At 63.5% G+C, this 18988-nt stretch carries 14 protein-coding genes; 8 read left to right on the top strand and 6 right to left on the bottom strand.

Annotated features, from left to right (window positions below; genetic code table 11):
• Window positions 1–196: 196 nt before the first annotated feature.
• The 6 genes from CKW37_RS07700 (at window position 197) to CKW37_RS07675 (ending at window position 11546) form a co-directional block, all read left to right on the top strand.
• Window positions 197–1219 (top strand): zinc-dependent alcohol dehydrogenase family protein, encoded by a 1023-nt coding sequence (locus CKW37_RS07700; RefSeq protein ID WP_095155091.1) that lies wholly within the window; start codon window positions 197–199, stop codon window positions 1217–1219.
• Window positions 1220–1767: 548 nt separating this feature from the next.
• Entirely contained in the window at window positions 1768–3144 is a 1377-nt protein-coding gene (locus tag CKW37_RS07695) for a hypothetical protein (RefSeq protein WP_143501927.1), read from the top strand.
• A gap of 71 nt (window positions 3145–3215) precedes the next feature.
• Window positions 3216–4865 carry a VRR-NUC domain-containing protein gene (locus CKW37_RS07690; protein ID WP_095155089.1) on the top strand — a complete coding sequence of 550 codons (1650 nt, stop codon included), beginning with the start codon at window positions 3216–3218 and terminating at the stop codon, window positions 4863–4865.
• The gene (locus CKW37_RS07685; RefSeq protein WP_095155348.1) at window positions 4862–7123 is read left to right on the top strand and encodes an ATP-dependent DNA helicase; all 2262 of its coding nucleotides are present in this window, start codon (window positions 4862–4864) and stop codon (window positions 7121–7123) included. Before CKW37_RS07690 ends, CKW37_RS07685 begins: the two co-directional genes overlap by 4 nt.
• Window positions 7124–7217: 94 nt before the next feature.
• Window positions 7218–8858 (top strand): phosphoglucomutase (alpha-D-glucose-1,6-bisphosphate-dependent), encoded by a 1641-nt coding sequence (gene pgm, locus CKW37_RS07680; protein ID WP_095155088.1) that lies wholly within the window; start codon window positions 7218–7220, stop codon window positions 8856–8858.
• Window positions 8859–9041: 183 nt separating this feature from the next.
• On the top strand, window positions 9042–11546 hold the full coding sequence (locus CKW37_RS07675; RefSeq protein ID WP_095155087.1) for a UvrD-helicase domain-containing protein: 2505 nt from the start codon (window positions 9042–9044) through the stop codon (window positions 11544–11546).
• Here the strand turns inward: CKW37_RS07675 and nhaB are convergent.
• Complete coding sequence (gene nhaB / locus CKW37_RS07670; RefSeq protein ID WP_095155086.1) at window positions 11503–13005, bottom strand: sodium/proton antiporter NhaB; 1503 nt, start codon at window positions 13003–13005, stop codon at window positions 11503–11505. The genes CKW37_RS07675 and nhaB overlap by 44 nt on opposite strands.
• 152 nt (window positions 13006–13157) lie before the next feature.
• Between nhaB and CKW37_RS07665 the strand changes: the two genes are divergently transcribed.
• Together CKW37_RS07665 and nudC are read left to right on the top strand one after the other, a co-directional pair.
• On the top strand, window positions 13158–13970 hold the full coding sequence (locus CKW37_RS07665) for a crotonase/enoyl-CoA hydratase family protein (protein ID WP_095155085.1): 813 nt from the start codon (window positions 13158–13160) through the stop codon (window positions 13968–13970).
• 31 nt (window positions 13971–14001) lie between these two features.
• A complete protein-coding gene (gene nudC, locus CKW37_RS07660; protein WP_095155084.1) occupies window positions 14002–14832 on the top strand; it encodes an NAD(+) diphosphatase in 831 nt (276 codons plus the stop codon).
• On the opposite strand, the gene CKW37_RS07655 is transcribed toward nudC, so the two are convergent.
• The 5 genes from CKW37_RS07655 to CKW37_RS07635 all read right to left on the bottom strand — a co-directional run bounded on the left by CKW37_RS07655 (window position 14800) and on the right by CKW37_RS07635 (window position 18860).
• Window positions 14800–15579, bottom strand: a complete 780-nt coding sequence (locus CKW37_RS07655) for a TSUP family transporter (protein ID WP_095155083.1) — start codon at window positions 15577–15579, stop codon at window positions 14800–14802. The genes nudC and CKW37_RS07655 overlap by 33 nt on opposite strands.
• Window positions 15580–15723: 144 nt before the next feature.
• A complete protein-coding gene (locus tag CKW37_RS07650) occupies window positions 15724–16491 on the bottom strand; it encodes an SDR family oxidoreductase (protein ID WP_095155082.1) in 768 nt (255 codons plus the stop codon).
• Window positions 16492–16513: 22 nt separating this feature from the next.
• Window positions 16514–17581 carry a phosphotransferase family protein gene (locus CKW37_RS07645; protein WP_095155081.1) on the bottom strand — a complete coding sequence of 356 codons (1068 nt, stop codon included), beginning with the start codon at window positions 17579–17581 and terminating at the stop codon, window positions 16514–16516.
• Window positions 17582–17775: 194 nt separating this feature from the next.
• Window positions 17776–18093, bottom strand: a complete 318-nt coding sequence (locus CKW37_RS07640; RefSeq protein ID WP_036995189.1) for an SCP2 sterol-binding domain-containing protein — start codon at window positions 18091–18093, stop codon at window positions 17776–17778.
• Window positions 18094–18149: 56 nt separating this feature from the next.
• A complete protein-coding gene (locus CKW37_RS07635) occupies window positions 18150–18860 on the bottom strand; it encodes a histidine phosphatase family protein (RefSeq protein WP_095155080.1) in 711 nt (236 codons plus the stop codon).
• Window positions 18861–18988: the final 128 nt, after the last annotated feature.

Below are 18988 nucleotides of genomic sequence, written 5' to 3'. Positions count from 1 at the left end.
GGGCAAGGGGTGAATCTTACGAGCAAAGGCTGTTACCCTGCACCGTAAATTGTGGCTGTGTGCCAGTGTACGGCAAGCAGCCCGGCATGAGCCCAATCGATGACAAGCATGTCGACTATTAATGACCACTGATGGTCTAACCGTGAAAGCCCCGATAGAGTTCAGGGCATTAGAGGTTCACTAGGCGAGGTTTGCGATGTCCCGCATGATCCGTTTCCACAAGTTCGGTCCGGCCGAGGTGCTCAAGATCGAAGAGCAACCAACACCCGCACCGGCTGCCGGGGAAGTGCAGATTCGTGTCCAGGCGATCGGCGTCAGTTGGTATGACGTGCTCTGGCGGCAGAATCTGGCGCCGTCCCAGGCGCGTCTGCCGGTCGGCATCGGCCATGAGATGGCGGGCGTGGTGACGGCGGTGGGCGAAGGTGTCGATGACCTGGCGGTGGGCGACAAGGTCGCCAGCTTCCCGGCCAGCAGCCCCAACGATCACCCGGTCTACGGCGAAATCATCGTTCTGCCGCGGCTGGCGCTGACCCGCTACCCCGATATCCTGACCCCCATCGAAGCCAGCGTGCACTACACGCCGCTGCTGATGGCCTATTTCGCCTACGTCGATCTGGCCCGTGCCAAGGCCGGGCAGACTGCGCTGGTCACTGATGCCAGCCACTGCGCCGGCCCTTCGTTCGTGCAACTGGGCAAGGCCCTGGGTCTGAAGGTGATTGCTGCCACCCGCGACGCCGAACAGCGCGAGCCGCTGCTCAAGCTGGGCGCCGACAAGGTGATCGTCACCGAGGAGCAGGATCTGCTCATGCAGATCAACAAGTACACCGACAACCGTGGGGTCGACATGGTCCTGGACGGGCTCGGCGGGCCGCAGATGTCGCTGCTCGGCGATGTCCTCGCACCGCGCGGAAGCCTGGTTCTGTACGGCCTGCAGGGTGGCAACCAGACGCCATTCCCGGCCTGCGCGGCGTTCCAGAAGAACATCCAGTTCTTTGTCCACTGCATCAGCAACTTCACCGGCAAGCCGGAGTTGGGCATCACCCAGGACCAGGTCGCCTTGCACCGGGCGCTGCGGGATATCAACCAGTTCACCGCTGACCGCCAGTTGCTGCCGCAAATCATCCAGGTCTACCCGTTCGAGCGTGTCGTCGACGCTCACCGGCATATGGACGAGTGCCCGTGTGGTGGCCGTGTAGTACTGGAACTGCCCGACGCCTGACAGCATTTTCAGCTCCCTCCTGCAAAGCCCGAGAATATGCTCGGGCTTTTTTGTGAAATTTACCTCCTAAAATTTCAGAAATTTCCTATTAGTCTTATGCGGACTAAGGACTTTGCTTCGGCTATGTTGTTGCTGTGGGAATAAAGGTATTCCAGTGTCCGTAGAATTACGCTGCGCTGTGCAAAAGTATCAGTTGCATCAGGCCGCAGAGGACTTCCCGCACGTAATCAAACCCGCCTTGCCGTTGTCGTCTCAAGGAGCGAGATATGTACGTTGAATTATTGATTGCCTTGAATTCCAGCCGGAGCAGGCGCGTTCCGGGTGTCGGGGCTTCCGGCGAAGCCTGTCGGGAGTGCGTGTTTAAGTGTGTTGGTTGGGATGTAAGAAACTTCCTGCAAGCTGGAATTAGATTCCTACATTGAAAGTAAAAATTGAATCCGAAGAGAAGGAGAGTTTCTTCTTTGGGCATCTTTTCGGGTGTGTTTCCAGTTTTCAATAGTTGCAATAAATATCAGGGAAATACTATGGGCGCGATTCATGACCAAGCCATGCAATATGTCTATCAGCAAGTCCTGCAGCGACTGCTCGAACGCCTGACCCAGGGCCAACGCGCGTCCTTGCAGTTGCTGATCCAGCGGCTAATGGTGATTGCCGGAGGTCTTGAATGCATCCATGGGTTGAAGGTCATGCTGGTGCACACCGGCAGTCAGGACAGCACCCACACGCTGGCCTTTCTCAGGGCTGCGCAACTGAGCCTGGCGGCGCGCTCGCCCGGCACGTTCAACCTGCGGGTGGCCACGGCGCGGCATACCGATATGCCCGCCGTCGTGCTGAGCAACATCGAGCGGGCGTTCGCCGCGCTGGTGGTGCATGACGATCCGCGGGTCGAGCTGCTGATGGTCGATGATGGCCAGGTGCGTCCCTTCGATGCCCGTCAGGCAATTTCCCGGCCGCAGCAGCAGGCGGACCGCCACGCGGTGCTGATGGCGGGTCATCTGACGCCGGGCCACCCGCACCTGGCCCTGACCCACCGCCATTACCTCGACCTGGCCGACCTGCATCGCCTCGGCGCAGCCTGGAACGGCGGTGTCGACGTGCTGGTCAGCGGTGACCCCGGTCCACGGCGCAAGCGCTTTCTTGCCGGTGCCCTGCGGATGATGCGTGAGGTCGGGCTGCCGCGGGTGCGGCCGGTCGAGGCCTTTCCTCGCGCCTTGTTCGAGCTGGCCTGCGCTGTGCGCCAGGAATACCGGGCGCCTGCATCTGTCGATGGTGTAGCGGAAAAGCCCGAAGCGCCCGAACCTCGCAGCCGCATGCCGCGCTTTATCGCCGTGGACGACCTGGTCCACGACCCGTCCTGTGGCTCCGGGCAGCTTCTGCTCGAATTGCTGCGCTACCGCCACGATGAATGGTCGTTCGCGTTTCCCGTCACGGAGCCCGGCAACCCGTTGTTGCGCGCGCATCTGCAGGGCCTGCGCAGCGAGTTCGTCGACGGGCGCTGCTATCAGGATGGGCTTGAAGACTGCTTGCGACGTGCGCAAGAGGGGATGCAGCGCGAGCAATTGCCGATGGCCCTGCGTGAACAGTTGCTCGGGCCCTGGCAGAAGGCCGATGACCTGTTGCAGGTAAGGCGTCTTGCCGGAGATTTTGCCTCGCAGGCGTTTGGTGCCAGCGAGGCGCAACTGATCTGCCTGCTGTTCTCGCCCTTCGTCAGCCAGGGCAGGGCGCTGGAGGGCTTTTTGCGGCGCTGTCACCCGGGGATGGTGGTGGCGTTGCCTTATCTGCACAAGGCCCTGCACGGGCAGCCGTCGTCGGAGTCGGTGGTGCAATGGCTGACCGGCACCAGTGGGCTGCCAATGGCCACGCTGCAGGCGCTGTATCGGCGCAAGGCGCTGATCGAGGCATGCGCGGACGCGCCCGACCATTGATCTTGTGCGGTTGCCAATAGCGCTGATCTGTATGTATAACCAGTGTCCGTTTTCCGTTGGTTGCACCGCTCGTGATCGCCCACTCCGTCAACGACCCGCTTTATTACTTGCACAATTTCCGCCAAGTGCTGGACTGGCTGCGTGCGCGCTACACCGATTTGCTGGATGCCGGCGAACACGCCTTCATCGAGCAATTCGAGCGCCTGCCGCAGGCCAGCCAGGCGTTGTTGGTGCGGATGGTGATGCGCAAAGGCGTGCTGTTCCGTGAGCGCCGGCTGGTCTACGCCGAGATAGGTGCGCCCCGCGAGGCGCTGGAACCCTTGCTGGCGCTGGGCTGGGTCGATGATGACGCGCCCTTGGGGCTGGATGCGCTGTTCGAGGTATTGCTCAAGGAGGAAATCAGTACCTGTTTTGCCGCCGTGCTGAGCCGACCCAAAGCCGCCAAGCACGAGCTGTTCGAGCAGTTGCACGAGCAGTTTCCCGAGCCGCGGCCGTTACGGCAGTGGTGGCCGGACTGCGAGGAGGCGATCTATGTGCTGCGCCAGCAGGCGCTCTGCGACCGTCTGCGGCTGATGTTCTTCGGCAATCTCTATCAGGATTGGTCCGAGTTCGTCCTCGCCGACCTGGGTTTGCTGCGCTATGAGCAAGTGGGTTTCAGCACTGATTCCCGGGCCTTGCGCGAGCGGGCCGATATCGAGTTGTGCCTGACGTTGCATGCCTGTGCCGAGCAACTGGAAAGCGAACCGGATATCGACCTGTTGCTCGGACAGCTGGCCGCCCTGAGCACGGCCAACCCGTGGCTGGAGCGCCGCCGGGCACGCGTTCAATACCAGCTTGCCTACCACTGCGAGCGCCAGGGCGACTGGCCGCGGGCGTTGCTGATCTATCCGGACTGCGCCCACCCGCAGGCGCGGGAGCGGCATATCCGCGTGCTCGAGCGCAGCGGCGATTACCCCGCAGCCCTCGAATTGGCGCTGCTGGCCTCGGAGCAGCCGGGCAACGCCGCCGAAGCTCAGGCGCTGAGCCGGATTTTGCCGCGGCTCAAGCGCAAGCTCGGCGGTCCGCCGCAGTCACGGCGCAAGCCGCACGTAATCAGTCGCCTGGACCTGTGTCTCTCGCAGGAGCTGGCGGCACTGGGCGTGGAGCGGGCCGTCCAGGTTCACCTGGAACAGGCCGAGGCGGCGCCGGTTCACTATGTCGAGAACACCCTGTTCAACAGCCTGTTCGGCCTGCTGTGCTGGAGCGCGATCTTCGCGCCGCTGCCCGGTGCGTTCTTCCACCCGTTCCAGAGCGGCCCGCAAGACCTGCTGGATGCCGGCTTCCAGGCTCGCCGCGCGGAGCTGTTCGCCGATTGCCTCGGGCAACTGGAGGATGGCCGCTACCGCCAGACCATTCTCGCCAACTACGCCGCCAAGCACGGCCTGCAATCACCGTTCGTGTACTGGGAACTGCTGACCCTGGGATTGTTGGAACAGGCACTGGAATGCCTGCCGCCCGCGCACCTCAAGCAGTGTTTCCTGCGTTTGCTGGAGGATATCCAGGCCAATCGCGCCGGCATGCCCGACCTGATCCAGTTCTGGCCCGAAGAGAAACGCTACCGGATGATCGAGGTAAAAGGCCCCGGCGACCGCCTGCAGGACAACCAGCTGCGCTGGATCGAATTCTGCTCCACCCACGGGCTGCCGGTGGATGTCTGCCACGTCGAATGGGCGAGCCCGTGAGCTATCGGGTGGCGGTGCGCACCTTGTGCGAGTTCACCGCCAAGGTCGGCGACCTGGACCTGCGGTTTACCCCGTCACCCACTGCGCAGGAAGGGGTGGCCGGGCATCGCCGGGTGGTGGGGCGGCGCGGCAGCGACTACGAGGCCGAGGTTGCGCTGGACGGGGTATTCGGCAGCCTTGAAGTCCGTGGCCGTGCCGACGGCTATGCGCCGGGCCGCAATTGCCTGGAAGAGATCAAGACCCATCGCGGTGACCTGAACACCCAGCCGGACAACCACCGGCAATTGCACTGGGCACAGGCGCGGGTCTATGGCTGGCTGATGTGCCAGCAGCGCAACCTGGCAACGATCAACCTGGCGCTGGTCTACCTGGATGTCGACAGCGACCAGGAAACCCGTTTCGAATGCACCGCCAGCGCCGCCGAGCTCGAAGCCTATTTCCACCAGCTATGCGGACGCTTCGTACAGTGGGCCGAGCAACAAAGCCGGCGCCTGACGCTGCGCGATGCCGGGCTGCAGGCGTTGGGCTTTCCCTGGCCGGCGTTTCGCAAGGGGCAACGGGAGCTGGCCGAGACCGTGTACAAGGCGGTCAGCACCGGACGCTGCCTGATGGCCCAGGCCACCACGGGCATCGGCAAAACCCTCGGCACGCTGTTTCCGTTGCTCAAGGCCATGCCCCGCCAGCCGCTGGACAAGATCCTCTTTCTCACCGCCAAGACCCCGGGCCGCGGGCTGGCCCTGGATGCGCTGCGTCAGGTAATGGCGGCCGATCCCGAGCTGGCCCTGCGTAGCCTGGAGCTGGTCGCTCGCGACAAAGCCTGCGAATACCCCGGCACCGCCTGCCACGGCGACGCCTGCCCGTTGGCCAAAGGCTTTTATGACCGCCTGCCAGCCGCCCGCGAGGCAGCGATGCGCCTGCCGCTGCTGGACAAAACCCAGGTCCGCGAACTGGCCCTGGCTCATCAGGTCTGTCCGTACTACCTCGCCCAGGAACTGGCACGCTGGGTCGATGTGCTGGTGGCGGACTACAACTACTACTTCGAACAGAGTGCGTTGCTGTTCGGCCTTGCCCAGACCGATCAATGGCGTCTGGCGCTGGCGGTGGACGAGGCGCACAACCTGGTGGAGCGGGCGCGGCAGATGTACAGCGCCAGCCTTGACCAGGGCCAGTTGCAGGCCTTGCGCCGCGAACCGCCGGCGGGCATGGCCAGCGCCTTGCAGAGCCTCAACCGCGAATGGAACCGCCTGCACAAGGACCAGGTGGCGCCGTATCAGGCGGGCAACGAGCTGCCGACGGCGTTTCTCAAGGCGTTGCTGCGCTGCGTCGGTCTGGTCCAGGAATTGATGAATCGCACGCCCCAGGCGGTGGACCCGGCGCTGTTGCAGTTTTTCTTCCAGTCTTTGCAGTTCCTGCGTTTGAGCGAGGTGTTCGACGAGCACTTCCTGTTCGACATCAGCAAGCGCAACGGGGCAGGGCGCCGCAGCCTTTCGACCCTGTGCCTGCGCAATGTGGTGCCGGCACCGCTGCTGGCCCCGCGTTTCGCCGCCGCGCGCAGCGCCGTGCTGTTTTCCGCCACGCTCAGCCCACGGCATTTCTACGCCGACCTGCTGGGCATACCTGCCGACACGGCCTGGCTGGAGGTCGAATCGCCTTTCGTGGCCGAGCAGTTGCAGGTGCGTATCGTCAGCGAGGTGTCCACCCGCTACCAGCACCGCCAGGCTTCCCTGGCGCCCATCGTTGAACTGATTGCCCGCCAGTTTCGCGATCAGCCGGGTAATTACCTGGCGTTCTTCAGCAGCTTCGAATACCTCCAGCAGGTGTCGGCGCTGCTGGCCGAGCGTTATCCGGGCATCGAGCAGTGGTCGCAATCCTCGGGCATGGATGAAGAGCAGCGTCAGGGCTTTCTCGATCGCTTTGTCGAAAACGGCCACGGCATTGGTTTTGCGGTGCTCGGCGGGGCGTTCGCCGAGGGCGTGGACCTGCCGGGAACGCGCTTGATCGGCGCCTTCATCGCCACCCTCGGGCTGCCCCAGGTCAATCCGGTGAACGAGCAACTCAAACAGCGCATGGCGGCATTGTTCAGTTCAGGCTTCGACTACACCTATCTCTACCCAGGTGTGCGCAAGGTGATCCAGGCGGCCGGGCGGGTGATCCGTGGCACCGAGGATCGTGGCACCGTCATGCTGATCGACGACCGTTTCGCTGAAGCCCGCGTGCAAGGGATGTTTCCGGCCTGGTGGGCGCCTCAGGATAAATAGTCAGGTGGCGTGGATCTTCATCGTCGCCTTGTAGTCGAAGTGCCAGTAAACTGCGTGATTTCATCACCCCGAAACTCTTTTCTTGAGGTTTTGCATGAAGCTCAGTCCTCTGGCTGGCAAGTTGGCTCCCGCTTCCGTACTGGTCGATATCCCGCGTCTGTTGACCGCTTACTACACTGGCCAGCCCGATGTGGGCGTGGCCACCCAGCGGGTCGCCTTCGGCACCTCCGGCCATCGCGGCAGTTCCTTCGACCTGAGTTTCAACGAGAACCATGTGCTGGCTATCAGCCAGGCCATCTGCCTGTACCGCCAGGCCCAGGGCATTGATGGCCCGCTGTTCATCGGCGCCGACACCCACGCGCTGTCGACCCCGGCCCTGGCCAGTGCTCTGGAAGTGCTGGCGGCCAATGGCGTCGAAGTGATGCTGTCGAAGGACGACGAGTACACCCCGACCCCGGCCGTGTCCCACGCGATCATCTGCTACAACCGCGGCCGCACCGCCGGCCTTGCCGACGGCATCGTCATCACGCCGTCGCACAACCCGCCGCAGAGTGGCGGCTTCAAGTACAACCCGCCCAATGGCGGCCCGGCCGACAGCCATGTGACCAAGTGGGTCGAGGCCAAGGCCAACGAACTGCTGGCCGACGGCCTCAAGGGCGTCAAGCGCCTGCCTTACGAGCAGGCACTGAAGGCGGCCACCACCCATCGCCATGACTATGTCGGCAGCTACGTCGCCGATCTGGTCAACGTCATCGATTTCGATGCCATTCGCGGTGCCAACCTGCGCTTGGGCGTCGATCCGCTGGGCGGCGCGGGCGTGCGCTACTGGTCGGCAATCGCCGATCACTACAAGCTCAACCTGGAAGTGGTCAACGCCGAGGTCGATCCGACCTTCCGCTTCATGTCGGTGGACTGGGACGGCCAGATCCGCATGGACCCGTCCTCGCCGTACGCCATGCAAGGCCTGATTGGCCTGCGTGACCGTTTCGACGTGGCCTTCGCCTGCGACCCGGACCACGACCGCCACGGCATCGTCACTCCGACCGGTGGCCTGCTGGCGCCGAACAACTACCTGGCCGTGGCCATCGACTACCTGTTCCAGAACCGTCCGCAGTGGCGTGCCGATGCCGCGGTCGGCAAGACCGTGGTCAGCAGTGGCCTGATCGACCGGGTCACCGCGCGTCTGGGCCGTCGCCTGTACGAAGTGCCGGTGGGTTTCAAGTTCTTCGCCGACGGCCTGTTCGACGGCTCGCTGGGCTTCGGTGGCGAGGAGAGCGCGGGTGCGTCGTTCCTGCGCAAGGACGGCAGCGTCTGGACCACCGACAAGGACGGCCTGATCCCGGCACTGTTGGCGGCTGAAATTACCGCTCGTACCGGCCGTGACCCGAGCCAGGCCTATGCCGAACTGACCGCCGAACTGGGCGAGCCGTTCGCCACCCGCGTCGAGGCCAAGGCCAACCCGCAGCAGAAGGCCCTGCTGGGCAAGCTGGCGCCGGAGCAGGTCAAGTCCACCGAACTGGCGGGCGAGCCGATCCAGCAGATCCTCAGCCATGCGCCGGGCAACGACCAGGCCATCGGCGGCCTGAAAGTGATGACCGCCAACGGCTGGTTCGCCGCGCGGCCGTCGGGCACCGAAGACATCTACAAGATCTACGCCGAAAGCTTTATCGACGATGCGCACCTGCAGCGTCTGGTGAGCGAGGCGCAGGAGCTGGTGGACAAGGCGATTTCCTGACCCCGATCGCCGGCAAGCCGGCTTCCACCTTGTGGGAGCCGGCTTGCCGGGCGCCTTGCCGCAGCGATGACCTTTCTCAAATCCCTCTGCTAATTCCCTGATTTTCCAGACAATCAGTTCTGTCCCATTGCGCCCGAATGGGGTAAAACTTCCGGCTTATGTGATTTTCCAGCCGGAGCCGGTGTGTCAGACAAGCTTCCCCCGCAACCCCTCGAATTGACCCCTCCCGCCCAGTTGCCGTGGATTCGGCGCCTCACCGCGCGCCTGCTTGGCCGTGGCCTCAACCGCCTGCGGGCGCAACACCGTGATTCGTGGTTCCAGGGCCATGCCAGTGGTCAGCGCACTGGCCACGCTGATGGCCTGCGCGAGGGTTACGACCAGGGGCGTGTCGATGGCTACGAAGCCGGGCGTCAGGTGCTGGTGATCCGCGACACTCGCCCCGACGGCCATGGCATTCCCGGCCTTGACGACAGCCTGTTCGACGACTGGCGCCTGCCGCTCACCGCCGAGCTGAAGAAGCGCTTCAAGGCCGATGTCGCCCGGCACCTGCCGGAGCACGCCCAACCCAGCGCCGCGCAGTGGAAGATGATCTTCAGCGACACGCCTTCCACTTGTGTCATCGCCGGCGCGGGAGCGGGCAAGTCCACGTCCCTGGTGCTGCGCATCCTGCTGCTGCGCCACTATCTCGGCTACGAGCTGGACGCCATGACCGTGGTGACGTTCACCCGCGAGTCGCGCAAGGACTTCATTGCCCGTCTGCTGCAGGTGTTCAGCCTCTGGCAGGTGGCGTTGAACCCGGCGCAGGCGCGGGAGCTGGTGCGCACCTTCCACTCGCGGATCCTGCCGCTGGTGCGCAGCCTGCCGGGATTCAGCCAGGTGCGCGCTTTCGAGACCCTCGGCAGCGAGCTGCCCGCCGGCGCGGAAGCCGATGCCGAGAGCAACCCCTTCGACCTGCGCATCAACGACGCCCAGCGTCAGCAACTCAACCTGTGCTACCGCGACCTGCTGCGGGCCAATCCGCGTTTTGCCGCGTTGATCGGCGGGCTGCGCCGCGAGGCGGTGCAACTGAAGTCGCTGGAAAAAGACCATCCCGACGTGCAGAAACGCATGGCGGTGACCCAGCTCTCGGCCAGTCGCGATGAAGAACTGTGCGACACCATCGAAGACCTGTGGTTTGGCGCCGGTGCCTGGCCCATCAAGGGCATCGAGCCGAGCCGTGAGACGGTCGAAATCAACGGCAGCCGTTTCCACTTCCATGGTCATATCGCCGAGCTGGATGCCTGGGTGGTGCTGGGCTTCGATCCCGGGGAAAACCAGCAGTACAAACGCCCGAGCGCCAAGCTGCCGGTGTGGGCGGAGTGGGTGATCAAGCGCACCCTGTTTCAAGCTTTCTGCGATAAGCCTGTGATTTGGTTGGAAAACTATGCTGCCGCCAAGCGCCTGACGGCGTCCCTGGCGGGCGATGCGGTGGCCGGGCCGGGCTTCGACTACAAGGTCAAGGGCGAGTTGGCCGCGGTGCCGTTGCTGGATGCTTTCGTCACGGCGGCGGGCTTTATCGAAAACCTGGGGCTGGATGTCGCGGTCGCGGTGAGTGGCATGAGCTTCCCGCAGGGCGATAGCGATGCGCAGTTCTTCGAGGCCCTGAGCCTGTACTGGAAGGCGCTGGAGGACCATCTGCTGGGGCAGTCGCCGCCGGTGATGAGCTACAACCGCATGTTCGCCCTGTTCGGCGAGAACAACCCCGAGAACCTGCGCCTGCTGCCCGACCCGCTGCTACGGCCGCTGGCGCACCTGATGATCGATGAGTTCCAGGACGTCTCGCCGCAGATCGTTTCCTGGCTGCGGGCCAGCCTGCGTGAGATCCGTCGTCGTGGGCCAGCCATGCAGGTCGGGCGCAAAGCGCAGCATTCCTCGCTGCTCTGCGTGGGCGATGACTGGCAGTCGATCTATGGCTGGCGCGGCAGCTCGCCGAAGTACTTCATGGAGTTCGCCAAGACCTTCGTTGCGCCTTCCAGCACCCGGGTGATGCTCACCGACAACTACCGTAGCCACCAGCACATCATCGACGCCGCCGAGCACATCGTGAAGTCCGCGCCGTCGATTACCGGCAAAAAGGCCAAGGCGGTGGGGGCGGCGGCTGAAGAGCGTTGGCCGGTGCAGGTGCAGGAGCGGGACGAGGCAGCGCTGGCGCAGCAGGTGATGGAGCACTACCGGCGCGGCGATTCGATCATGATCCTGTTTCGAAAAGGTTCTGATAAGGCATTGATTTCAGAGCATATTCAGTCTGTTGTTAATGTGGATTCTAGCTTGCCGCCTGGGCAGCGCCGGCTGCGGCAATTGACCTATCACAGCGCCAAGGGCCTGCAGGCGGACGCGGTGTTCATGCTCGGGGATTGCCAGTATGTGACCCGTTCGCCGTACAAGAATCAGGTCTACCGACTGGCGGGACTGGGCCGCTCGGGTGATCCGGAAGCCTTCGATACGGCGCAGAAGGAAGAGATCCTGCGGCTGGCCTATGTCGCGATTACCCGGGCGGTGCGCCACTGCTACTGGCACGTGGAAGTGCCTAACGGGGAGCAGGCAAACCTGCCCCGGGCTTCGGTGCAGGTGGATGGGAAGAAGGCGTTCTTCGAGGATTTGCGCGTCACAACCAGTAGGTCACAGCCCACCAGCCCAAGCCGCCCATGACAACGGTATACGGCAACGCCATCCACACCATCCGCCCGTAAGATAGCCGGATCAGCGGCGCAATAGCCGAGGTCAGCAGGAACAGGAACGCCGCCTGGCCGTTCGGCGTGGCCACGCTGGGCAGGTTGGTGCCGGTGTTGATCGCCACGGCGAGGGTTTCGAAATGCTCGCGACTCATGGCACCGTCGAGGAACGCCTGCTTGACCTCGGTGATGTAGATGGTGGCGACGAACACGTTATCGCTGATGGCCGAGAGCAGGCCGTTGGCGATGAACAGCATGCCCGGCTGCTGCTCCGCCGGCAGCGCCAGCACCGCCTGGATCAGCGGGGTGAACAGCGCCTGCTGATGAATCACCGCGACCACGGCGAAGAACACCACCAGCAGCGAGGTGAACGGCATGGCGTCCTGGAACGCCCGGCCCAGGCGGTGCTCGTCGGTGATACCGGTGAACGAGGTGATCAGCACGATTACCAGCAGGCCGATCAGCCCCACTTCGGCAATGTGCAGCCCCAGGCAGACGATCAGGATCAGCGCGGCAATCCCCTGCACCAGCAGCGCGGCGCGTTGCTGGGCGGTGCGCTGGGCATCGTCTTCGGCGGCGTAGGCGGCGAGTACCTGGCGCACGCGGTCCGGCAGCAAGGTGCCGTAGCCGAACCAGCGCAGCTTCTCCAGCAGCACGCAGGTCACCAGACCCGCCGCCAGTACCGGTAGCGACACTGGCGCGACCTTGAGGAAGAAGTCCTGGAAGTGCCAGCCCATCTCATGCCCGATCAGCAGGTTCTGCGGCTCGCCCACCAGCGTGCACACGCCACCCAGCGCGGTGCCCACGGCGCCGTGCATCAGCAGGCTGCGCAGGAAGGCGCGGAATTGCTGCAGGTCTTCCCGGGCCAGTTCGGGAATCTGTTGGTCGCTGTCGATCTGTGCTTCACCCCGCGGATTGCTGCCGGAGGTCACGCGGTGATAGACGGCGTAGAAACCGACTGCGGCGCTGATGATCACTGCGGTCACGGTCAGTGCATCGAGGAAGGCGGACAGGAAAGCAGAAAGGAAGCAGAAAGTCATTGAAAGCAATGACTTGGACTTTATTCCTAACAAAATACGCGAGAAGGCGAACAGCAACAGATCCTTCATGAAGTAGATCCCGGCCACCATGAACATCAGCAGCAGGATCACCGGAAAGTTGTGCTGCAGTTCTTCGTACAGCGCCTGTGGCGTGGTCATCCCCAGCAGCAGGGCCTCGACCAGCAGCAGGCCGCCGGGCATCAGCGGGTAGCATTTGAGCGCCATGCCCAGGGTGAAGATGAACTGCACCACCAGCACCCAGCCGGTGACTACCGGACCGAGGGTGAACAGCAGCAGCGGATTGAGCAGCAGGAACAGGCACAAGGTGGCCTTGTACCAGCGCGGCGATTGGCCGAGGAAATTGTGGGCCAAGGCGCCGGCCAGGGAGCGGGGCATGAAGGTGTTTCCTAATGATTCAAAGAACTGCGCACGGTGCCGCAAGCGTCACTCAAGATCAAGGCACGCAGTCCCGGTTTTGGCACAAGTGCGGCGTGGCGGTTGCGATATAGTCCGAGCTTTCCTACATCTGCTGCTCAAGGAGCGTCGCCGTGACCGACTACACCGCGTTCAAGGTCGAGCTGTCGAACAACATCGCCCACGTCCAGATCAACCGCCCGGAAAAGATCAACGCCATGAACGCCGCGTTCTGGAGCGAGATCGTCGAAATCTTCCAGTGGATCGACGAGACCGATGCCGTACGGGTGGTGGTCATCAGCGGCGCCGGTAAACACTTTTCCTCGGGCATCGACCTGATGCTGCTGGCCTCGGTGGCCAACGAGCTGGGCAAGGACGTCGGCCGCAACGCCCGCCTGTTGCGCCGCAAGATCCTGCAGATGCAAGCCTCTTTCAACGCCGTCGACAATTGCCGCAAGCCGGTGCTGGCGGCGATCCAGGGTTATTGCATCGGCGGCGCCATCGACCTGATCGCCGCCTGTGACATGCGCTATGCCGCCAGCGATGCCCAGTTCTCCATCAAGGAAATCGACATGGGCATGGCCGCCGACGTCGGCACCCTGCAACGTTTGCCGCGGATCATCAGCGATGGCCTGGTGCGCGAACTGGCCTACACCGGGCGCACCATCGACGCGGAAGAGGCGCGGCGCATCGGCCTGGTCAACCGGACGTTCGACGATCACGGCAGCCTGCTTGACGGAGTCTTTGCCATTGCCACGGAAATTGCGGGAAAATCCCCGATTGCCGTGGCCGGCACCAAGGAGATGCTCAGCTATATGCGCGATCACCGGATCGACGACGGGCTCGAGTACATCGCCACCTGGAACGCCGCCATGCTGCAATCCACCGACCTGCGGGTGGCCGTGGCCGCCCACATGAGCAAACAGAAGCCGGAGTTCGCCGACTGAGCAGGGCGGCGACCCGCTAAGGAAAGGGAACATGTCAGCGCGTTGGACCACAGCGGTACTGGATACGACTCTCAATGGCGGCCTGGCGGTCGTGCGCAGCGCCGAAGGATTCATGCTGGACGCCAACGGCGCGCTGTTCCCCCGCGACTGGCTCAAGCGCCAGGAGCTGGATATCCGCTTCGAACACGGTATTGGCCACTACGATGGCCAGCCGGTCTACCTGATCGAGTTGCACGGCGCCCAGGCGTTGTCGGGGTGCCGCTGGCAAGGGTTGCGTCAGTTCATGCTGGACGGCGACTTCGATACCTACAAGATCCTCGGCTATGCCGCGCAGATTTCCACCTGGGCCCGCGAGCACCGCTTCTGCGGCAGTTGCGGCCAGGCCATGACCCAGGTGCCGCTGGAGCGGGCGATGTACTGCCAGCCCTGTGATCTGCGCAGCTACCCGCGGATTTCCCCGAGCATGATCGTGCTTGTCACCCGTGGCGACGAAATCCTCCTGGCGCGTTCGCCGCGCTTTGTCACCGGCGTCTACAGCACCCTGGCCGGCTTTGCCGAGCCGGGCGAGTCGGCGGAGGATTGTCTGGTGCGCGAGGTGCGCGAGGAAGTGGCGATCGAGGTGCAGAACATCCAGTACGTCGGCAGCCAGTGCTGGCCGTTCCCGCACTCGATGATGCTGGGCTTCCATGCCGAGTACGCGGGTGGCGAGATTGTCATGCAGCCGGACGAGATCGAGGACGCCCAGTGGTTCCGCATCGATGCGCTGCCGCCACTGCCGGCCGGGCGCTCCATCGCCCGCTACCTGATCGACCTCTATGTGGCGCGGCGCTTAGGCCTGGCCGAACCAGTGCTGCCACGCTAGGCGCACGGTCAGCGCCAGCACCACGGTGATGAACACTGGGCGAATGAACTTCGAACCGCCGCTGATGGCGGTTCGGGCACCGAAGAAGGCGCCGACCATCAACGCCGAGCCCATCGACAGCCCCACCAGCCAATCCACCTGACCCGAGAAGATGAACACCGACAGCGCCGCCGCGTTGCTGACGAAGTTCATGCTGCGCGCTACGCCGCTGGCCTTGACCAGGTCGATGGGGTAGATCAGCAGCGTGCTGACGGTCCAGAAGGCGCCTGTGCCGGGGCCCGCGACGCCGTCATAGAAACCGAGGGTGAAACCCTGCGGGAACTGCCATTTCTTCTTGATGGGCGCATCGGCGTCCAGCGGCGCCTTTGGCGTGCCGCCGAACAGCAGATAAACGCTGCAGGCGAAGACCACCACCGGCAACATCTTGTTCAGCCATTCTGCCGGCAGGTAGTGGGCGATGACCGCGCCGATCAGCGCACCTACCAGGGTGCCCACCAGAGCGTGCTTCCACTGCCCCGGATGGAACAGCTTGCGCCGGTAGTAGGTGAAGCCGGCGGTGGCCGAACCGAACGTGGAACTGAGCTTGTTGGTGCCCAGCACCAGGTGCGGCGGCATCCCGGCGGTGAGCAGGGCGGGCGTGGTCAGCAGGCCGCCACCGCCGGCGATGGCATCGATGAAACCGGCAACGAAGGCTACGGCGGCGAGAATGGCGAGGGTGGTGAGGTCAACGCTGAGTTCGAAAGGCATGGGGATTTCTTGAGCGACAGGGGCAGGCGGGAATGGGCTCGCCGGAAGGGCTGTATGTTACCGCTGTCGTCAGGTTTTGTGTTGGGTTGAGGGCCTCATCGCTGGCTTGTGGGGTGCCGAGCCGGAGCGATGAGGCCCGAAAAATCAGGACAGGAACCCTCCATCCACATTCAACGCCACACCCGTGGTGTAGCTCGACGCATCGCTGGCCAGATACAGCACCGCGCCCGCCATCTCTTTCGGATCGGCCACGCGCTTGAGCGGGATCTGTTGCAGCGCGGTATTGAGGATGGCCTCGTTCTTCACCAGCGCCGAGGCGAACTTGGTGTCGGTCAGGCCCGGCAGCAGGGCGTTGCAGCGGATGCCGAACGGCGCGCATTCCTTGGCGAAGACCTTGGTCATGTTGATCACGGCGGCCTTGGTCACCGAGTAGATGCCCTGGAACACGCCTGGCGAGACGCCGTTGATCGAGGCGACGTTGATGATGCTGCCGCCGCCGTTCTCGCGCATCAGCTTGCCGGCTTCCACCGACATGAAGAAGTAGCCGCGGATGTTCACGTCCACGGTCTTCTGGAAGGCGCTGAGGTCGGTGTCCAGCACGTTGCAGAACTGCGGGTTGGTGGCGGCATTGTTGACCAGGATGTCCAGGCGACCGAACTGCTCGCGAATACCGGCGAACACAGCGCCGATCTGCTCCATTTCGCCAATGTGGCAGGCAACGGCGGTAGCCTTGCCGCCGGCGGCGATGATGGCGTCAGCGACATGCTGGCAGCCGTCCAGTTTGCGGCTGGAGACGATCACATGCGCGCCTTGCTGGGCCAGCAGGTGGGCGATGGCCTCGCCGATGCCGCGGCTGGCGCCGGAGACGAAGGCGATCTTGCCGTCGAGGTCGAACAGTTGGGTCTTGGACATGGGCGGTTCCTTGTTGTAGTTGTCAGAGGCTGGACGCTTTGATGACCTGCAGGCTCATGTGTTCCAGCAGCTTGTTCATGTGGATGAACTGGGCGAAGCGTTTGTCCTGGGTCTGGCCGTGGTAGAAGCGGTAGTAGATCTGCTGGACGATCCCGGCCAGGCGGAACAGGCCGTAGGTGTAGTAGAAGTCGAAGTTGGTGATCTCGATGCCCGCGCGTTCGGCGTAGTAGTCGACGAACTGGCGGCGGGTGAGCATGCCGGGGGCATTGCTCGGCTGGCGACGCATCAGTTGCACCGGCGCCGGGTCATTGGCTTCGATCCAGTAGGCCAAGGTGTTGCCCAGGTCCATCAACGGGTCGCCGATGGTGGTCATTTCCCAGTCCAGCACGCCGATGATGCGCATCGGGTTTTCCGCGTCGAGGATCACGTTGTCGAAACGGTAGTCGTTATGGATGATGCCGGGGCGGTGATGGTCCGCCGGCATTTTCTCGCGCAGCCAGGCGATCACCGCTTCCCAGCGCGGCGCGTCGGGGGTCAGGGCCTTTTCGTAGCGGGTGTTCCAGCCTTCGATCTGGCGCTGCACATAGCCGTCCGGCTTGCCCAGGTCGGCCAGGCCGCAGGTGTGGTAATCGACCTGGTGCAGTTCCACCAGGCGATCGATAAAGCTTTTGCACAGCGCCTCGGTGCGCTGGGCGTCGAGGCCCAGTTCAGGCGGCAGGTCGGAGCGCAGGATGATGCCCTTGACCCGCTCCATCACGTAGAACTCGCCACCGATCAGCGACGCGTCGGTGCAGTGCACGTAGGCCTTGGGGCAATACGGGAAACCGGCGTTGAGCTGGTTGAGGATGCGGAACTCGCGACCCATGTCGTGGGCCGACTTGGCCTTGTGGCCGAAGGGCGGCCGGCGCAGCACGAATTCGCGCTCCGGGTAGGTCACCAGGTAGGTCAGGTTGGAGGCGCCGCCGGGGAACTGGCTGATGGTCGGAACACCGCTGAGGCCGGGGATGTTCGCCTTCAGGTACGGGTCGATCAGGGTGGGATCGAGTTCTTCGCCGGGGCGGACCTGGGTGGACTGGTCGGTGAGCGTCATGCTTTTCCCTTATTTTGGTAGCCATGGAACATTGGCTAATCTAATTCTCGCGTGAGTACCTGCCAAGCGTCGCCATGCCTTATTGGCGTGGGTGTTGCCGGTCGATCAACGCACCTGATGCCGCCCGATTCGCGGGCGAAAAAAAACCGAAGCGGGTGAGGGCTTCGGTTCTTTTTTCGCCATGGGCGTGATGCTTAGGCCGGGAACAGCTCGCTGAGCTTCATCGAGAGCATCATGTCGCCTTCGACGCGCAGCTTGCCGCCCATGAAGGCCTGCATGCCGTCGGTTTCGCCGCTGACGATGCCTTTCAGGGTTTCGCTGTCCAGCACCAAGGTGCAGTTGGCGTCGGCGTTTTCGCCTTCCTGGATTTCGCAGGTGCCATCCTTGACGATCAGGGCGTAGTGCTTGTCTTCATCGGTGATGTTGAAACCGAAGACCAGGTCCAGGCCGGCAGCGGCAGCCGGGTTGAATTTGGCTTTCATGGCTTCAACGGCTTTGGCGACATCGCTCATGGTGTTTTCCTTATTAAGTGATTTCAGCGACGCAGGGGGTCGCGGTGAGCCGGAATTCATCGATAGGTGACGAGTTCCGGCACCCTCAATAGCCGCACGTGGGCTTGGCTGTTGAAGGAGGCCAGGGTCACTTCGCCGCCACGGAACTTCAGTTGGCTGAGCGAGGTGTTGATGATCTGCCAGTTCAGCTCGAAAGCCTGACTGGCGCTGATACCGGTGACGCGGTGAAGCAGGGCGGCGATGGTGCCACCGGAGGTGAAGATCGCAATGTTGTCGCCGCTGGCGGCCTGCTCCAGGACCCGCTGCAAGCCGTCGCCGGTGCGCTGGACGAAGCCGGCCCAGCTTTCCAGGCCATCGGTGTCGTGTTGCCCGCCATGCCAGCGCTGCACGATCAGCGCGAACAGGCGCTGGAACTCGGCCCGGTTATCGCGGGCGTTGCGCAATATATGCAGGGCTTCGGGCTCATCCGGCAGAAGGCCGGGGAGCAGCGCGCGGATCACCGCGTCGGCGTCGAATTCATTGAAAGCGGCATCGGTTTCAAGCGTTGGCACCAGGGCGCCGCCCGCTTGCATGCTGGCCATCGCCAGGCTCGCGGTGTCTTGTTGGCGGCGCAAGTCGCCGGCCAGGCAGCGATCCAGGCTCAGCCCAAGCTGGGCCATGTGTGCGCCGAGGACTTTGCTCTGGCGTGTGCCGACCGGGGACAGCACGTCGTAATCATCTGCACCGAATGAGGCCTGGCCATGTCGAATGAGGTAGATGCTGCCCACGTCGTACGCCTGGGTAAGTAGGATTTGGCGAGGTTAGGTTGCCACCGGCGGGCTGTCAACGAAAAAACATACAAGCGTTTGAAAAGGGCGTTTGAACTGCGTTGCTGGAAATTTCCTACGCTGGCGAC

Origin of the sequence: Pseudomonas sp. Irchel 3E13 (assembly GCF_900187455.1) — a bacterium.
GTDB lineage: Bacteria > Pseudomonadota > Gammaproteobacteria > Pseudomonadales > Pseudomonadaceae > Aquipseudomonas.
This window is presented reverse-complemented; position numbering and strand designations above follow the sequence as displayed.

Excerpts from the sequence above, each read along its gene's own strand:
- CKW37_RS07700 (WP_095155091.1), top strand. The coding sequence starts at position 197 with ATGTCCCGCATGATCCGTTTCCACAAGTTCGGTCCGGCCGAGGTGCTC.
- CKW37_RS07695 (WP_143501927.1), top strand. The coding sequence starts at position 1,768 with ATGCAATATGTCTATCAGCAAGTCCTGCAGCGACTGCTCGAACGCCTG.
- nudC (WP_095155084.1), top strand. The coding sequence starts at position 14,002 with ATGTCAGCGCGTTGGACCACAGCGGTACTGGATACGACTCTCAATGGC.
- CKW37_RS07655 (WP_095155083.1), bottom strand. The coding sequence starts at position 15,579 with ATGCCTTTCGAACTCAGCGTTGACCTCACCACCCTCGCCATTCTCGCC.
- CKW37_RS07640 (WP_036995189.1), bottom strand. The coding sequence starts at position 18,093 with ATGAGCGATGTCGCCAAAGCCGTTGAAGCCATGAAAGCCAAATTCAAC.
- pgm (WP_095155088.1), top strand. The coding sequence starts at position 7,218 with ATGAAGCTCAGTCCTCTGGCTGGCAAGTTGGCTCCCGCTTCCGTACTG.
- nhaB (WP_095155086.1), bottom strand. The coding sequence starts at position 13,005 with ATGCCCCGCTCCCTGGCCGGCGCCTTGGCCCACAATTTCCTCGGCCAA.
- CKW37_RS07650 (WP_095155082.1), bottom strand. The coding sequence starts at position 16,491 with ATGTCCAAGACCCAACTGTTCGACCTCGACGGCAAGATCGCCTTCGTC.
- CKW37_RS07645 (WP_095155081.1), bottom strand. The coding sequence starts at position 17,581 with ATGACGCTCACCGACCAGTCCACCCAGGTCCGCCCCGGCGAAGAACTC.